This is a genomic window from Sutcliffiella horikoshii (assembly GCF_044809035.1).
GTDB classification, from domain to species: domain Bacteria; phylum Bacillota; class Bacilli; order Bacillales; family Bacillaceae_I; genus Sutcliffiella_A; species Sutcliffiella_A horikoshii_G.
Window position 1 is genome coordinate 2,033,809 of record NZ_CP085237.1, and the last position, 17,669, is coordinate 2,051,477.

A 17,669-nucleotide genomic window follows, 5' to 3' on the forward strand; every position below is an offset into this window, starting at 1 on the left:
ACCTGCCCATCGCTTTTTTATCATTATGGACAGGTTTATATATTGTCAATCGACTCTGTAATCGGATTACTTTTATAATATATCCCTCTTGCCTTTTTTCTTTTGCGCCTCTCCCTTTCGGTGAATTGAGGGCAATTGCAATTTTTCTTAACATTTTCCAATAGAGAAAATAACTCAGGTATATCTTTTTTTATTTTTTTGTATGCTTTATTTTCTTTTCTGATTATAAGTAAGGGGAAGTATTTTAAACTGTAGATTGAATTAACTGAAAAATTTTTTTCTGGAGGGTCTTTCCTGTGCAAAGCATATTCTAAACATCTATAGAACTCAGCAAGGATTAATTCTGAAACTAAGTGAAGCGTTATCCAGGAGTAACTTACACTTGATATGGAATTATTTTTTGGGAAGATTTCTCCATATTCTAATAGAGAAAGGTAATTCGAAAAATTATATTGGCTCACAGGAAATCCATACTTGTAGATATATTTTCTGAAAAATGGCTGGGTTCCTTCATTATCTACATCTTTATAACTGTGAAAACGTTGCAGTCTCGCTCTCCATAATGAATAAGCAATAGCTAAAGGACATAACTCATTATCGAGAATTTCTTCTCTATATCTTGTTAACTCGACTATACAGCCCCTATGACTTTTCAACGTAGTATTTCTTAAATTTCGAGCAATACTTGAGCATACTTTATCTGCTTTCTCATGAAGATCTTCTAAATCTTTTTTTGTGAAAATACGTTCATAAGTCTGTACGCTTTTTATCCATTTAGCTTTTCTTCTTCTCTCTCTCACTAACCTTTTCTCTAGATAATCATAATTTTCACCAAGAGTTGCAATCATGTACTTTTGATCAAGTGAATGTAATAAAAAGCTTAGGTCATATTTATCTGATTTCTCTTCATCGTCTCTAGATACTAAATGCTCATTAAAAATAATACTATTTCTAACTTTATTAATTTCACTCTTTTTTAATGAGAGCCAACTGATTACATCTTGCGCTCTTAAAATTGGTTTAAATGTTTGCGATGGTAAGGGATTGATTTTATTTGAGGAAAATTCAAATCCACATTTACATCTATAATCTAGAGAAAAGCTATTATCTTCAAGAATATACGGAAAGTTTTCATTGCATTTGGGGCAATTTGTAAATAAACTTAATTGGTGAAATGGACATTTCTTAATAAGATTGAATTGATGGAGAGTGGAGTGATATTTCTTTTCAATGCAGAGCGGACATAAGCGTAAGAATGCACTAAAATAATTAGATATAGAAAAATCTTCATTATAGAAAGGATTTATAATATCGTCAAGTAATTCTCCGTTCTTTTCTTTCAAAGGAAAACTAATTAATTGTTTCACTAAATTATCGTCCAAACCATTTAAGTTGTATATTGACTTATGAACTTGTCCGATTTTCCCTTTCAATTTACGCACATTGTCATTTCCAACCTTTAATAGAAATTGTCTAAAAGAAATTGAGTTATAGTGACAAAACTTTTGAATTACACTCCATGGTGATTCGTAATCTAAAATCCAGCTAGACCTCCATGTAGCTTTTGTTTTTTTTAAATCTGCAAACGAAAATACTAACTTCCCTGATTTCATGACTGAAGCACCTCCGCGTGAATGAAACCAGATACTTTTATTGCTTCTTTCCATAATGTCTTTGTGGGCCAGTCAATATTATCAACGTTGTTGGCACCGTATTCTAGTAATACATGGTTAACAATTGAGATTAAGTAATGCATTGGGACTTCAACTTTTTTATTTATTCCATTTTCGGCTCTTAACTCTAACAATGAACTCCAAATATATTCTGCTTCATTTTCTAATCTAAAACCTTTATTAAATCCATTTGGGAAAAAGAAGTTTGTATAGCTACAATTACTCCCAACTGGAAACTCTGTTATTTCGTCATAAGAAGATAACATATAGGATAATTCGTCCATTTCTCTCACTCCGTAAAATCTTTCTTCATGCACCATGAACCTTCCGACAATTTGCTTTGCTGTTGTTAGATAAGTGCTTCGTCGATGGGTAAGTTCATTTTGACCAACTAAAATTGTCGTTAAAGTAATACCGAATGAATCAAGTTCATTATATATGTCCATAAGCCACTCAAATTCAATGTCAGTTAACCTTTGGGCATCGTCAATAAATAATACTATTTGTTTTCTAATCGTCTGATCTCCTTTATCCATTAAGAAATTTGATAACCGGTTCCTTTTGGCAACAGCTTTACCTTGTGAGTACAAATCGTGTCCTACATCCTTTAAGAAGAATTCGAAAAATGCATCTTCGTTTGGTGTTTTTCTTTTTCTTGTCTTAATTCTCAGATTCAACCATTGGTTTGGGTATTTGTAGTCAAATATATTTTGAATATATTTAATCGCTCTTGTCTTTCCTAATCTAGGAGCACCATAAATAATTCCTCCTGGAACTCTCATTTGTATCCAGTGTCTCATTGGTTCTAATATTTCGTTAATTGCAATTGTGTCAATGATGTAGTCCCCAGTCTCAACTGGATGTCCACCTATCGGGATAGATGGTCGGTTTTGGTTACTTATTATTTTCTCTTCCATAAACAGTTCCTCTTTTCAATCAAGAATTGAAAAAATATCTTTCAGCTGGTCTTTTTTTCTTCTTTCTTTGATTTGACTGTTCATCTGTTAAATTTATTTGGGAGTTAACAACAAAGTTAGTTTTATCATTTGGATTTTCTCTTTGATGACTTTGCATTTGAGCAATTTGGTTTCTTGAATTTTTATTTTTTGCGCCTTTTTCCCTTAAATAATCATGGTAAAAATCAAGAGGATCATCATCAAAAGCTAACCTTATTTCCCCTTTCTTAATCAGATTAATTATTACTTTTCTAAGTTTTAGAGAATGTTTCCTAATACCCCACTTTCCATTAGCTGTTAAAATTCCAAGCTCGCTGCCATCAGGTAAGAAGGCAGTAATAAAACGTAAGTCTTCTGTGTCTATTTTAAGTGATAACATTGTGTTAACAAGATGGAAAGAGTCGGCAAGAATTTCATTCCTATAATCAACACCCAAGTAATGAATGTAGGGTCTTCTACCGTCTGTTATTTTTCCTCTTACTGTTCTTGTATCGTATTGAGAGGTCAATTCTTTACCATCCCTGTATTCTTCTTCTAATGTCTTGAAAGGCATCATTCTATTAATCCTTTGCCGCATCGCTTCTAATGGTGTTAATGAATTTAAACCTTTGGATGGTCTATTATTTTCTTGAGCAATCAAGATCTCGACAAGTTGTTCAATTTCATAAGGTGTAATTTCATATTTTTTCGCCTCGTTTTCAGAGTCTTTTCTTCTTGGATCAGACGGCTTACTTCCAGTTGTATTAGTTAATCGGTGAAATCCATTCTCCTCTAATAAATCAAAAAATTTCTCTATAATTGGCCTTCTAGTAGGAGTTGCTACTGGGCCTGCATTCACACCACAGCCTATGATTTTTTTACAAATATCCTTTACAATTTTCGCAAGATTAGCTTTGGCATTATCCATTGAAATTTCTCCCCAAACTGCAAACTTTGTTTCAGGGATGACTTGTGAATGATATCCTTTTACGGGGGCATTTAAGCCCGGTATAGTAAAATTGGGAGATTTGTGAGGAAGAATTGATTTCTTGATGCATAGTAGTACATCTAAAGCAGAATATTCTTTAGCTAAGCAAATATGGTATCCCAAAACAACTCTGGTTGCACAATCCCTAATCGCAAGCAACCATATTCTATCAATTGTTTCAACAACTTCATCACCTTCTAAAGTTGTATACTTAATAGCTAATGAGACATCAATCTTATGTCCATCAAACTCTACCCTTTCGAATGGTCGTTCGATGTTCTTAGGAGACTCTCCTATACCTGTATTGTTATATAACATTTTTGCATTAGAACCGTATGAGCTTATAGTTTTAGAAGGATTTTTGCTTTTTAAATTATCTATATAGCGGTATAGTGATCTTTTGGCATAGTCTTCCGTATTAAAGGGATAATCTCCATTGTCTGGTGAAATATCTAATTTTCTACATTCCTGTATGAATTTTTTATGAATTTCCTTGACTCTCAAGACCGAAGATTGGGGTCCTCTCCTCTTATTTGGAAATACTAAGTCGAAAATTAATTCTTCTAGTTGTGGATAGATTTTTAAGAATTTATTAAATGCTCCGGTTAAATTTTTGTCGTCCTTAAAGCCGTCAATCGTCTGTTTTCGCTTGTATTCAATGGTTCTTTTATAGGGTATCAATGCCGTGTATCCATAGGGGACTCCCTTTACATTAGTTTCTAAACACCTCCCAATCAACCTATACAGTTCTGATCTTGCAATTCCACTGGTTTTGCAAATTTCTTTTACACTTTTGTTGTTTTCTATATAAGCATCTACTGCATATTTTCTATTCAAAAAGATGTCTTTATCTCTTTCACTGAGGCATTCTATATTTACAGAGGGCCATAAGTCACGAGATATATTTTCTTTATTAATCATTTTCTATTACCACCTCTGTTTCGGAATTAAGCAGAGTGCTTTTCATGTCTATCCATATCTGTTGATCAATATATAAAGTGAAAACAGCATCATAAAATTCTGTAAGTGTCAAAGTGCTTAAATTGTGAAATAATTGCCTAAAGCTAAAAGGTTTTTTGTATGAAAGTTCCTCTAATACCAGTTGCTGATTTATTGAGGTTTGATCTGAAGGGTTTCTATGAAGTTTAAAATACGGAAGAAGGATTTTATAGTTATCTAAGAGTGGATATTGTCTAATGTGTTTCTCTGTTGCAATTCGATAAATATAATTGTTTTCTTTACACCACTTTTCCTGTACTTTAATTTGGGTAGCAACCCGATTCTTTACATCGCTTAGGTTTTTTATATCTTTTTCATACTTAACTTCTATGAATTCCTGTGTGCCGTCGTGCCATTCAATCCACATATCTACTACTGATCTCTTTACTTCATTGTCTATGTAGGCACTCATTTCACGCGGTTGTTCACAGAATGATTTTATTTCTCTAGTACACTCTATCAATATCCAATGATGATACTCCAATTCACTATAAAACATAACATCACGATTAATCTTGTAACTAAAACAGTGCCAAATGTTGTTCCCATAATGGCTAATGTTTTTTTGTTTTAGAGGACTATACATAATAAAACCATCCTTTACGAAATGAATTAATACCCTCATTATTATTGGCAAAATAGATAATTAATAAACTAATAATTTTCTAAATATTTCGTCATTAAGAAGCTTACCCCTTTTTCACTTTTTGAAACTTATTTTATTGTGAATTATTATTATGTAAGTAAAAACGCTCCAAGCGAAAGAAGCTTGGAGCGTTTATAACTGCTCAGTTGTATAACTCACGAGTAAGGATTATCAAACATCTACCAAATTCTCTTCTTTAAAGAGAAAAGGGCGCCCGTAGCAGCCCTAATTCTTAGAACATTGAATTAGCAATTTTAAGTAAATCCCCCACTGTAATATCTTTTTTCGTTGTTTTACTTATACCAATTAAATACCTTGAATTCCTATGTTGAAAAATAAGTTGATGGGCAGAAGGAACATTCTGATACAGAGCTTTCGTACCACTCTTCAATGTATAATATTCATCATTTTCACCTTTTAACTTCTTTAGATCAGTATCACTTGGTACTATTTTTATCTGAACTAATCCTTGTAAATCAGCATTCTTATACCTCAACATTAGTGTATCTTTATCAAAATCTGCGTCAATATGGGTAATGTCAAAAGGAAACTCGGAGGCTGTAAGTATAGGAGTATTCCTTTTATCTTGATACTCTTGAATTGCTTTTGCTTCATCTATAAATGGATTAGAACCATCGAACACTACTCTAATATCAGTAACTTTTTCTTTGTTCGATGTTACTTCCCATATAAACGCAATTCTTTCTGATTCATTCTCTCCACTTTCAAAGTAGCCAATTAATACTCTTACATTTTCATTAGGGGAATTTAATCCAGAAAACCCGGTGATGGGTGTTTTTTCTCGTATTTCTGGTATTTTAACCTCAGGAACTGTAAATGCCCTTGATTCTTTTTCACCCTTTCTAACTAACGTATGTATAAAGTTACTAACTACATTACCCTCTTTAAAAGGTGGTGTCGCCATTACTGTTTGTGTTGATAGAAATATAATGCCTAAAGTAATTATTATTATCATATTTCTTTTCATTTTTAGCACCTCCAAGGATATCTTTTCCTCGGATTTAAGTTTTATGAAACCTACACTAATTGCTTTTTTTGCGTAATAAGTCAAAGGAGCTACCTTACGACAGCTCCCACTCTTCGGTTCTAGCGCCCGATTGCGGAAGATTATTCCACTATAAACAACTAGAAATATTACCGGATTTTTATAGACTTCTTTTTAATGAGTTACTTAAATAATAAGACCTTTGAAGGTAATACTGTCCTTTAACATTATCTTTAATGTAGGTTGTAAATAAAATTGCAAGCATTAAAGCCGTATCAAGTCGATATAAAGTACTATTTGGCAGTGAAGAAGAAATTAGTATATTATCATTATTATACCCTTTTTGAAATTCCAAGATGTCTATTTCACGCGTTTCTAAAATTCTCATTAACTCCATTAACGGATCACCTATAAATGCATTATCCCAATCTATGACTGCTTTTATTTCCCCTTTGTATCTAATAATATTTGGAGTTCTTATATCAAGGTGAATGAGGCAATGGTCTGTTTTTGTCATAACCAAAGTTTCCTCAATTTCTTTTATGGATGGTACAGTTAAATTAGTTGATAGAAGTTTATTTAATGTGCTGATTCTTTCCACAATCCTGCTTGACACAATATTATAAAAGGAACGGTTTTCCTGATCAATTATGCTCAAGCCTTTAAGCGGTGTTTTATGTATAGCTGAGACGAGATTTCCGATATCAGCTGCAGAGATCGTACTTTCATCACCGTGTATATATTCTGAAACAAGAAAGTTAATTTCTTTGCTCAAGTGAAGATAAATTACTCTGGGGACTTTTAAACCATGATTGAAACAATGTTTTGCGTTAGTTGCTTCTTTATTTAGCGAAGCTACATCTTCATTCGAATAGAGATTTCCAATTGACTCGTCCAGCCTCCATGGAGTTCTGGCAATCAAGATTCCTCGACTCTCCTCTTCCAAAATAAATACTGCATTTACAACACCATTGTTTAGAAACTTAATCATTTTAACGTTCCAATTATCTTGTTTATTCAAAACCAACAAGATTCTTTTTTGCAAAATTGCAATTCTTTCCTTCGTAAGGCTCATTACTTTCTACCATCTCCTTCCTTCTCCTTCTGTTTCTACTCCGTATAAATCTAATAATGGTGAAGAATACACATCCGTTAAATTTATTAATATTTTCGAAAAACACCAGTTAACAAACCTGATACACCAAAAATTTTTTTGGACATATCTATTTCTTTCATATCACGCACTTCTACTTCTCTAAAATCATTAAAAATACTCCTTAATTTTTCCCCTGTAAAACCTAAACCTCCCTGAAGGCTTCGCAATCTATAAACATCCCAATCTGAAATATCGCTTCCTCCAAATTTACCACCTTGCTTAAAACAAGTAATGCCAAATAGGCCATTAGGCTTTAATGCTTTTCTAACTAAATTCAAATAACTCATTCTTCTGTGGGGTGCAATATGATGGAAGCATCCTGAATCATAAACTATATCGTAACTTTCTTCATTTTTGTTTAAATTAAATATATTGTCCTTACTAAAATTCACCGTCAAGTTCTTCTTTTCTGCACGTTGCCTTCCCCACTCCAATGCTTCTTCTGATAAATCAACAGCATCAACAACACATCCATTTTCAGCAAAGAAAATTGCATTTCGTCCTGGTCCACAACCTAATTCTAAAACTCTTTTCCCTGGTTGGAATAGACCTTTCTCAAAGTATTCTACAAGGTTTTCATCAGGATAATTAGCAAAGAAAGGGACATTCCTATCACGATCGGTATAAAAGTTATCCCAGTTAAAACTAGAATTTTCAATTAGTAATTGATCTAGCATTTTCAACAAATCATCATTATTATAAATAGATTCCATTAAAACAGTCCCCTTTTTAACAAAATTTGTGATTACGCCTAATTATACCAACATTTCCCTTCTTCTTTGTTAAAGAACTATTAAAATCAGATTATTAATAATATTAAAAAAATCCTAGAAGTAGATTTTAATTACCTATTAAAGCTTTACTAACATACCTAAATCCCTTTAAAAATATCTTTCAAAGGGACTGTACACACTTTTATGAAATAAGCTCTAAATAGGCGTAAGGCACATTTAAACACGCCTCGAATATTAACAGCATCAATATAATGTTACAAACATTACAATAATGTTACAAAGTGATTTTCTTATGTATTCTCTAGTCCCAGATCCAGGAACAATACGATTAAATATAAAAAGACACATTTCTTATTACAGAAATGCGCCCGATTGCGGAAGATCGATGTTTTATTTAATAGGATGAAGAATTTAGTTTTTAAATGGCTTCCAGTTTGGTTTAGGCTCATCATTATCACTAGGTTCTCGATTATTGAAACGTCATTTAACAACTTAATTGTACCCTTAATTTTGCACGAATAATTCTATAAGAATCCCTCCCCTCCTACCTTATTTCCATGTATACAATTAGAACTATTTAAGTCTTAAAGAAAAGGAGATTGGTGGTTCTTTTCTACCGCTAATCGCAAGAAATTGACAAATACTAATTAATTCATGCTAAAATATAAGAACAAACGTTCGTATATTGGTTGATTTTCTTTTGTTTTTTTTCACTTTAATAGTTAGAGAAATAAAGAATGGAGGTCGATTATTATTAAGAAGTACAGCAACGTAGAAGACTATATAAATCAAAACGGGGACTTTTTCTCACAGCCGGTTGTAAAGGGTTTTTTTCAACAAGATTCTTCTCATGTAGAACTACTCGAAAAAGCTATTATTCAAGAAGATGAAAAATCCAAGTGTAAGCTGGACTCTCTTTTTTTAAAGCATTTTTCACTTTATAGGCTAGTTAAATATATTGCAACACTTTCCCATTTTTATTCTATTGATTTCGACAAAAGGTCGAGGCAGGAAAAATTTAGGTCCCCGATGATTTTAGATAGACCAATCGATGGCTCGGAATACGAATCCACTTTAGCAGATCTCCTAACTTACGAACAACAACAACAATATGAAATTGATATGGAAGTTGAACTTAATCTGATGGATGTTATTGGAAACGATGAACTTTTCTTTGCTCTCAACAAATTGTCTGAAAAAGAACTTCAAATATTGCACCTTATATTTATCGAAAACAAAAAACAGGTAGACATTGCACGCTTATTTGATGAAACACCCCAAAATGTTACTAAAACAAAAAAGCGAGCCTTAAAGAAAATTCAAAGACAATTAAAAAACAATTCATAAACCAAAGGAGTTGGTATCTATGAGCAAGTTTTATGAATCTATTCTGATGCAAGCTTTAGTTCTTGTTGACAACAAAATAAAGAAATCATCTCGAAATACGGATCTAAACAACAGAGAGGATTTGGAGCAAGAGATAAAGTTAAAAGTCGTGGAAGCAATTATTAATGGCAAAATTGAGTCTCCTCTTACGTTTACTGAATACAAGGAAAACTACGATAAACGTAAAACAGCGAGCTAACATTTAATATGTGTTAGCTTTATCTATTTAAAGGGGGAAGAATTGATGGAAATGCCACTAATAATTACTATACTAGGGAATTTCGGTTTCCCAGTCATGATTGCCATATACCTGCTTATTCGCTTTGAAAAAAGAATTGAAAACTTGACAGAAGCCATAACTAAGTTGCAGCAAGCAATGAAAAATAAACTATAAAATTTTATAGAAGGTTGATTTTATACAAAGATTTTCCTCTTTATATAGTAGCAAGTGACAATCAGTCACATGCAATAATATTCAGGAGATGATTAATTATAAAATATAAGTACATCGAATTTTGTTAGATAGCCTTTGTGGAAAATTAGACACTGTCAGATCTTATGTTGACTTGTTAGTACCTCTCTTGTAAATGTGTATATTGACTTATCAAGTTCGCACCTCAAAAAAAATTTTAATAGAAAAGGAGAATAACTATGTCTATAGGAAAATTTCTAAATTTAATGCCCCATATGACAACATGGAGAGTATATGCAATTGGAGTTTCACCTGTTTCTGGTAACGAAGTGGGAATAATAGCACCTGCAACATTTGGAGGGCTATCTTATCGAATAATTGGAAATCCTGGAACAGATCTTTATACAATCCAAACTCAAAGTTTTGGGACAGTAAACATTTACGCCCCTCGAGATAATGACAGTACAATTACTTTGGTTGCTAGATTTGATAATGAATCGAATTCGACTGGTTCAGGAAGTTATTTGAATCTCCAACCACACATGACATCATGGAGAGTATATCCTGTTGGCGTAAGTCCTGTTGCAGGTAACGAGATTGGTACTCTAGCTCCATCACGATTCGGTGGATTATCATATCGTATTATTAATGAACCATCAGCAAACTTACACACTATTGAAACTGAAAGTTACGGAAGAGTTAATATTTTTGCTCCACGGGATAGTGACAGCACCATTACAAATAGTCCTCAGTTTTCAAATGGTGGTAATCGTGGGTCTTCTGAATCGGGTGCTGGGCAGTTCTTGAATTTAGCACCTCATATGACATCATGGAGAGTTTACCCTTTAGGTGTAAACCTAGTTGCAGGAAATGAGGTTGGGCAATTAGCACCATCGCGATTCGGAGGTTTATCATATGAAATTCTAGGTAACCCATCTAGTGATGTTTATACAATTTTGACAGAAAGTTTTGGGAGAGTTAATATATACGCTCCACGAGATAACGATAGTTCAATTACTACTTCACCACTTCATTTAGGTTCTGCAGATGGATCTTCGGGTGCGACACATGGACATTATTTAAACTTAATGCCTCATATCAGTACTTGGCGAGTTTATCCTTTAGGTGTACCTCTTGTAGCAGGAAATGAGGTTGGAAGATTAGGACCCTCACAATTTGGAGGCCTGTCATATAGGATTTTAGGAACTGTAGCAACTAACTCTTACACAATTAATACTGAAAGCTTTGGTAGAGTTAATATTTTTGCTCCTCGAGATGCAGATAGTTCCATTACAGCAACGCCTATATTTGGGAATACAGCGGGTAATACAGCTCCTGGAGGAGGAAGTGTGGACCCAGTATTTTCTAATCCTAATGGGGTTAAAATTTTCTTAGATGCTGGACATGGTGGAAGAGATCCTGGAGCAAGTGGAAACGGTTTAGTAGAAAAAGATGTGAACTTAGCAATAACTCGAGAATTAGGAAGAATTCTCGAACAAAATGGAGCTAATGTACAATATCGACGCTACTACGACACATACAATGATTTAAATGAAATTGTGAACAAGGCAAATAGTAGTGGAGCAGATTTATTTGTATCTATCCACTGCAATGCTAACCCTAATAGTTCAGCAAGAGGTACAGAGTGCTTTACTTTTAATCCTTCCCCGTCGGAGGCTGCCTTATCTGCAGATATTTCTAGTTCGATTTCTAATAGATTGGGAATACCAAATAGAGGAGCAAAGCAGGACAATTTTAGGGTAATAACCTACACAACCATGCCAGCAATTCTTGTAGAAACAGCGTTTCTTTCTAACTCTAGTGACGCAAATTTATTAAGAACTCGGTCTAACGATTTTGCAACAGCTATTGCAATACCAATAATTGCCAAATTAGGAATTAGTCCCGTTAAACCTATTCTTACTGAAGAACAAAGAAAACAATTAGTAAGGGAATTACGAAAGGAAAAAATTAATAGATTTTATGAGGTATATCCTGCTTTCGAGGAAGCAGTTGATGTAGAGAAGGTTTTGCCATCAGTAGAGTTTGTTAATGAAAGTCCATTTCCATTTAATTACGGATTTGTAAAAGGTAGGTTCATTTTCTCGACTTCATATAAGAATTTAAATTCATCGAACACTAAAATTATTGTGAAAGATGGAAAACTTCAAGGGCAACTCGCTGCGGAAATTAGAGACACTATCCAAAAAAACATGCCCTCTTTCGATGTGACATTTGATCCAGATTTATTAGAAGGATTCGCTCTACAAATGGAATCTGGAGACATTCAGATGTCAATTAACACTAGTAGCACAAAAACATCATTTACGATTGTGTTAAACATGCCAGATCTTAAACTTGACGATGGAACAGATGCAGGTTTTTCAATCACAATTGAAATAGACTTGGACACAAATACGCCAGGGCTTAAAGGGCAGGTTACAGAACCTGTATATAATAAGTTTTTAAATTATGTTACCAGTCCAGAGTTTAAAACATTATTAGGAGATTTTGCATTCACTGTTGTTGGATTCTCAGTGGTAGTGCTCATTCTTCTATCTATCCCTTACTTAACTACCATACTTGCTCAATTGCTGCTCGCTGCCACGATATTGTTTATTATTATTTCAGTGTTTGAAAAATTGCTTGGCATTGCATAATCCATTGTAACAAAAAGGCTGGTACAAAAGTATTCTAGCCAAAGAAAAATCCGAACTACAATTCATTATTCTACAATTAGAATGTTGAATTAGCTCGGTTTTTTTCTATTAAGCGCCTATTATAACCAAATATTCGTTATAATGATTATATTAATTAAGAACTAACCTCTTACACTATTTTCTTCAAAATAATGCTATTCTTATTTTTGCAAATCTGGATAATCTCTTCTGCCTTCTGATTTACTTGAGTATCACTTTGTTTAGGCAGGAAAAAAGTATGTTCCCTTCCAACTAAATGTTTTTTTAAATAAAAGAGATAAAAATATTTTGTAGAAATAACCTTAGGTTTTGTAATAAACTCATTTTTCTTTTTTCCAAGTAAAAACCTACCATTTTCTTTGTTTAAAGCGATATTAAGAGTCATCAAGTTGTTTTTTTTGTGATATCTATACATTTTCCTAGCAAACAATTTTATAGCTATGTATTTCCAAGCAAAATGTGCAAATAATAATGAGAGAAGTATGGCAATAATAGTGAGAACCATATCTTGATTATTTACAATTGATAACAAGCTTGAACTATTATTATAAAGTTCATTATTCTCCGTCCATCTTTGAATATGACGATAAAACGGGATAAGAAACATAAGTAACATTAAATTCCAATAAATAAATCTATAAGAGGGAGAATACCTTATTATTTCCTGACAAGCTTTTAGTGTTACATCAACTTTTGTGTCTATAGTTTCCATATTTAGTTATCATCCTTCCACAAACAACTATTTTAATATAATTTATTAATTTATTTATTATTTCTATACCTCTAATAATATGACGTATATTCGAAAAAAAAGTTACAATAATTACTTAATTCATTAAACACCACCAAGTGTTCTTTGGTTAGTGCTACAACGTTTTTGCCAAGACAGAACAATATAACGCGCAAAGACAATCGTTTTATGACTGATCATTAAATCTTGAATCATAGGTGTAACTTCGAAACTCCATCTGGTGTTTTAATAATGATTTAATTGATTTGAAAACACTCCAACGTCCCATTTCATACCGTATATATTTATAATTTCTTGGTCGCTTAACGTACAGTCTGTACTCAGAATAACTAGCCATTCACATTTTATTATAGTTTCAAATCAAAACTATTTTAACTGGAAGATTATTAGCTTGGATTGTATGAATGGAGCGAAGAAGTCCTTTTATTCCTTGAATTGGTGATTCTAAATGATAGAGTCCTTTTAAACTCACTCCATTCTTATTTGCATGGTAACGTTACATTAAATTCTTAACCATTCCAATGACATCAAGTCCCTGTTCCTTGATGTTCTTAATAGTGGTTGATAGGTAAACCAAGTATCCATCAAAACATATGAAGCATCAATCCCAACGTTCAAAGCACGCCAAATCATACTAGGAATTTGTTCTGGTGCAGATTATAGCACTTCGTGACTGCGCTTTTATTCAAAGCTACGCTTATCTATCTTAGTTGATATTCCATTGATCTGACTCGTTTTTGAGCTCAATAAAGAAAAGTCTACAGGAATATAAGTAGCTCCATCATACCATCCGAGCGTAAGCATGCGACACCCTTTGTAAAATCGCATTTTTTGAAAAGCGTGATCAAAACAAGGAGCAAGTACCTCAAATAATTTCTGCAATTTCAGATATAGGAAGAATCACCTGAAATATAAACTTTCGGAAGCTCGTAATCTGTTAGTTTTGTTAATTTTTGAATCGTATCCACACTAAAGAATATTAAAAACGTTCGACAAATCAACTATACCAAATAACGGGGTGTTTTTTCATGCCTATAGGATATAATTTCGCTTTTCTATATTCTTCACGCTCAATTTTGCATTTAAGAAATATTACCTTTTAAACATAAAATCCACAGGATTAACAATATAATTATCCGATATTATTGGTAGTCTTATTCCATTAAATGGCCCTAAAATGAAAAATGAGCGCTCATCCTTGTTCCAGGATCGCGCCCGATTGCGGAAGACTCGATTTCGAGATAACTTGTATATGTTCTTCGATTAAACTCCAAGATTGTTTAAAACGTGATCTCGAGATATCAAATAGTCTAGTCCCTTAAAATTCAATTAATTACTCTGATCAAAACCACTCTCTTCCATGTTCACGAATGAATTCTATATCCTTTTCATAATGCTCAAGGTGTCCTTCGTTTATCATTTTTTGAAATGCAGTGGCTCCTTCGTTGGACTTTCTCTTCATGTATTTACATAACCCTTCTAACCGCAACAATACCATCTCTAAATAACCTTCATCTATACCTTCAATATCGTAAGAATTAAAAAACAACTTAATTCTTGTTTTGATCCTTTCTGCATCATATAAAGCATTATAATAGACAGGCTCACCTGCTTCGTTATGATAAAGTCTGCTTAAAGGAACGCATGTATAAAGGGTGTAAGCTATGTCCCAAAGTCTTGGGCCGGGAGCTGCAACATCAAAGTCAATAATGCCTACTGGCTGTTCATGATTAAAAATAATATTGTACACAGCAAAATCATTATGACATAGGACCTCTCTATTAATAGGAGTATTGTCAATTGGAATCCATACATCTAACAAAGGAAAGTCACTAACTGCGTCATGATAAAGACGAAGCATATGTGCTATTTCTTTTAACACATCATTTGACCACATATATTTTTTCAAAGGGTAATTTCCAGCCTCTCCTTCAATGAAGGATAATATCTCCCTGTTTTTTTCATCAATACCCAAAAACTTCGGGGCATAATTAAAACCTTTGCTCTCTAAGTGCTGCAATAATTTATGTATTTTTAAACTATTAGGTTTTATTTCTCGTCGAACAGTATTTTCAGATCGATATACACTTGAGACATTCCCTCCAGCTAACTTTTCTTCTTCCTTAGAGTTTGACATTGTTTTCCTCCCCCATATTAACAATTAAGACACTCATTATTACACTCCCACCAGTCGTTGCTAGAAGTAAAAGCGATTAAACACATTGAACAATCGCTCCCAGAATTGCTGATGGTTTTATTGAACTCACTCATCTGTTAGATTAAGTTAAATTATTCGCAAATTTAACATTCTAATTTTAGGGATAAAAAATATCAACTATACTATCTGATAAAATTTGTAGAGGAGCATCACCAATGTTACATAGCATAATAAGTCCAAAGTTTTTAGCTGGTATCATGGAAGCAAAACTACTAACTCCTGGATACCCCCCTGCATGTTCAATTACCTTTGAATCACGCAACTTTTTAATTTTCCAACCAAGTCCATAGCTTAACCTAGGCTCTCTTTGTGCAATCATAGAAAACATTTTACTTCTACTCGATTGACTAATGATCTTCTGTTCACTTCTCATTATTGCAATTAAATATTTTGCCATATCATTTGCAGTTGAATAGATAAATCCAACAGGTGCCCCTAACTGATTATTAGGAGTCGGTATTTTTATAAAGTCGCCTTTACTATATAGATAGTACTCATTCATATTATAAGATGAACCCTTTGAGGGGTTTATGTATGTATTATTCATGTTTAAGGGTTTCATTATATTTTCTATTAGATATTCTTCCCAAGTTAAACCACTTATTTTTTCTAAAACATCAGCCAAAATTACGTATGCATCTGTACAATACAGCCACCCTTTACCTGGTTCATATGCTAAGTCAATATTTGAAAAATACTTTGTGATGTCTTCTCTGCTTTTTATTTTAGTAATAGTATCTTCAATGTTTGGACATTGTTTAAAAATAAATTGGTATTCAGGAAGATTTTTTGCGAATTTATATAAACCATTGTCCAGTAACGTCACAAGCCATATATTATCGGGAAAACCAGCAGTATGACTAAGTATGTGGTTTGAAGTAATTTCATTATATTTACCGCTCTTTGTACTAAAATAAGGTAGATATTCAATAATAGGTGTATCTAAATTAAATTCAGTATTTTCTTCTAAATGTAACATTGCAATGGCAGTAAAACTTTTTGATATACTCATTATTGAACTGACTGTATCTTGCTGCATAGCTTTCTTTAATTCTATGTTTGAATAGCCATAATCGAAAGTGAAAATACTCTCTCCATCAGAAACTATATGTAAACTCAACCCAGGAATCTTATTCTCATTTATAAAGTTCTCAATAACCTGTTCCACTTTATGCAATGTCTTATGCATGGTCTAACCTCCTAAATATGTTTCTCAAGATTATGTGAAATATCAAAAGTAAATTTAACAATTCCCGTCTGCTTAATACCAATTATTTCATATTCTAAAAATTCCTACAATAAGTTATTCTTTTTCAAGGAAAATAAAAATGAGCGCTGATCCTTGTTCATAGATCGCGCCAAACTGTTGACATTTATTTGTTTTTTTAGAACAGAAACCCTCTCATAAAAATTTAGCTACTTGCTTTTTCGTTAATAATCTGCTGAATAATTTCTATACTTTTATGGTCTTTCGGACGAAGTTTTCTTCCTGTTCCTTGTTCGTAAACTCTTTTCTCCTCAAGTAATTGGTATGGGTTAAGAACATTTATTGATATACCATGTACCGTATAGAGTTCCTTAGTTAAGGCATCTTTCCTCCATACCCAGTCGGGAAAACCGTTAGCGATTATTTTTCCCTCGTCAGAAAGCCTAACAAATACAAAACTCACATCGATATTGTTCTTAAGGAAGTCAGTTTGAAACTCACTAACTAGATTTTTTTGAAAACCAGCCTTTACAAGAGCCTGTTCCAACTGTTCACGATGTTCAATCCATGTAACTAAGTCAATATCGGAATGTGACCGTGTAATCCTTTCAAGTAAAAAATCTATCGCCCATCCACCTCGTAGCCACAAGCTTAAATTAAAAGATAAGCAAATTTCATTTATTTCTTGAAGTATATCTAACTGTAGTTTGCTCGTATTATTTTCATTTTCTAATGTAAGATCTTTAAAATCCATTCTCATCCACACCTTTAATGTAATACAACTTTACTATTGGTTTATTCTGCATGAGTCTTGAAATAACCTTTTTGCTAATCTAACTTGTATTTCATAATGTTGCAC

Annotated in this window: 15 protein-coding genes; 4 read left to right on the top strand and 11 right to left on the bottom strand. The window is 33.0% G+C overall.

The annotated features are described in order from the left end of the window. Positions 1–35: 35 nt before the first annotated feature. The 7 genes from LG307_RS10590 to LG307_RS10620 form a co-directional block, all read right to left on the bottom strand. Positions 36–1,613 carry a TniQ family protein gene (locus tag LG307_RS10590; RefSeq protein ID WP_404450219.1) on the bottom strand — a complete coding sequence of 526 codons (1,578 nt, stop codon included), beginning with the start codon at positions 1,611–1,613 and terminating at the stop codon, positions 36–38. Continuing rightward, complete coding sequence (locus tag LG307_RS10595; RefSeq protein WP_404450220.1) at positions 1,610–2,590, bottom strand: ATP-binding protein; 981 nt, start codon at positions 2,588–2,590, stop codon at positions 1,610–1,612. The genes LG307_RS10590 and LG307_RS10595 overlap by 4 nt, the downstream gene beginning before the upstream one ends. 19 nt (positions 2,591–2,609) lie before the next feature. Further along, on the bottom strand, positions 2,610–4,517 hold the full coding sequence (locus LG307_RS10600) for a hypothetical protein (RefSeq protein ID WP_404450221.1): 1,908 nt from the start codon (positions 4,515–4,517) through the stop codon (positions 2,610–2,612). Beyond that, positions 4,510–5,181, bottom strand: a complete 672-nt coding sequence (locus LG307_RS10605; protein WP_404450222.1) for a Tn7 transposase TnsA N-terminal domain-containing protein — start codon at positions 5,179–5,181, stop codon at positions 4,510–4,512. The genes LG307_RS10600 and LG307_RS10605 overlap by 8 nt, the downstream gene beginning before the upstream one ends. Before the next feature lie 292 nt (positions 5,182–5,473). Then, positions 5,474–6,229, bottom strand: a complete 756-nt coding sequence (locus LG307_RS10610; protein WP_404450223.1) for a hypothetical protein — start codon at positions 6,227–6,229, stop codon at positions 5,474–5,476. Positions 6,230–6,407: 178 nt separating this feature from the next. Next, a complete protein-coding gene (locus LG307_RS10615) occupies positions 6,408–7,322 on the bottom strand; it encodes a phosphotransferase family protein (protein WP_404450224.1) in 915 nt (304 codons plus the stop codon). Between the two features lie 86 nt (positions 7,323–7,408). Then, entirely contained in the window at positions 7,409–8,116 is a 708-nt protein-coding gene (locus LG307_RS10620; RefSeq protein ID WP_088017024.1) for a class I SAM-dependent methyltransferase, read from the bottom strand. 927 nt (positions 8,117–9,043) lie between these two features. On the opposite strand from LG307_RS10620, the gene LG307_RS10625 reads away from it, so the two are divergent. The 4 genes from LG307_RS10625 (at position 9,044) to LG307_RS10640 (ending at position 12,595) form a co-directional block, all read left to right on the top strand. Then, positions 9,044–9,484 (top strand): sigma-70 family RNA polymerase sigma factor, encoded by a 441-nt coding sequence (locus LG307_RS10625; RefSeq protein WP_404450434.1) that lies wholly within the window; start codon positions 9,044–9,046, stop codon positions 9,482–9,484. 19 nt (positions 9,485–9,503) lie between these two features. Beyond that, positions 9,504–9,722 (top strand): hypothetical protein, encoded by a 219-nt coding sequence (locus LG307_RS10630; RefSeq protein WP_404450225.1) that lies wholly within the window; start codon positions 9,504–9,506, stop codon positions 9,720–9,722. 45 nt (positions 9,723–9,767) lie between these two features. Continuing rightward, positions 9,768–9,917, top strand: a complete 150-nt coding sequence (locus LG307_RS10635) for a YvrJ family protein (RefSeq protein ID WP_404450226.1) — start codon at positions 9,768–9,770, stop codon at positions 9,915–9,917. Between the two features lie 257 nt (positions 9,918–10,174). After that, entirely contained in the window at positions 10,175–12,595 is a 2,421-nt protein-coding gene (locus LG307_RS10640) for an N-acetylmuramoyl-L-alanine amidase (RefSeq protein ID WP_404450227.1), read from the top strand. Positions 12,596–12,764: 169 nt separating this feature from the next. Here the strand turns inward: LG307_RS10640 and LG307_RS10645 are convergent, their stop codons facing one another. The 4 genes from LG307_RS10645 to LG307_RS10660 form a co-directional block, all read right to left on the bottom strand. Then, complete coding sequence (locus LG307_RS10645; protein WP_404450229.1) at positions 12,765–13,346, bottom strand: hypothetical protein; 582 nt, start codon at positions 13,344–13,346, stop codon at positions 12,765–12,767. A 1,381-nt stretch (positions 13,347–14,727) separates the two neighbouring features. Beyond that, on the bottom strand, positions 14,728–15,522 hold the full coding sequence (locus LG307_RS10650; protein ID WP_404450230.1) for a phosphotransferase: 795 nt from the start codon (positions 15,520–15,522) through the stop codon (positions 14,728–14,730). A gap of 178 nt (positions 15,523–15,700) precedes the next feature. Continuing rightward, a complete protein-coding gene (locus LG307_RS10655) occupies positions 15,701–16,792 on the bottom strand; it encodes a serine hydrolase domain-containing protein (RefSeq protein ID WP_404450231.1) in 1,092 nt (363 codons plus the stop codon). A gap of 223 nt (positions 16,793–17,015) precedes the next feature. Continuing rightward, the gene (locus LG307_RS10660) at positions 17,016–17,564 is read right to left on the bottom strand and encodes a nucleotidyltransferase domain-containing protein (protein ID WP_404450232.1); all 549 of its coding nucleotides are present in this window, start codon (positions 17,562–17,564) and stop codon (positions 17,016–17,018) included. Between the last annotated feature and the right edge of the window lie 105 nt (positions 17,565–17,669).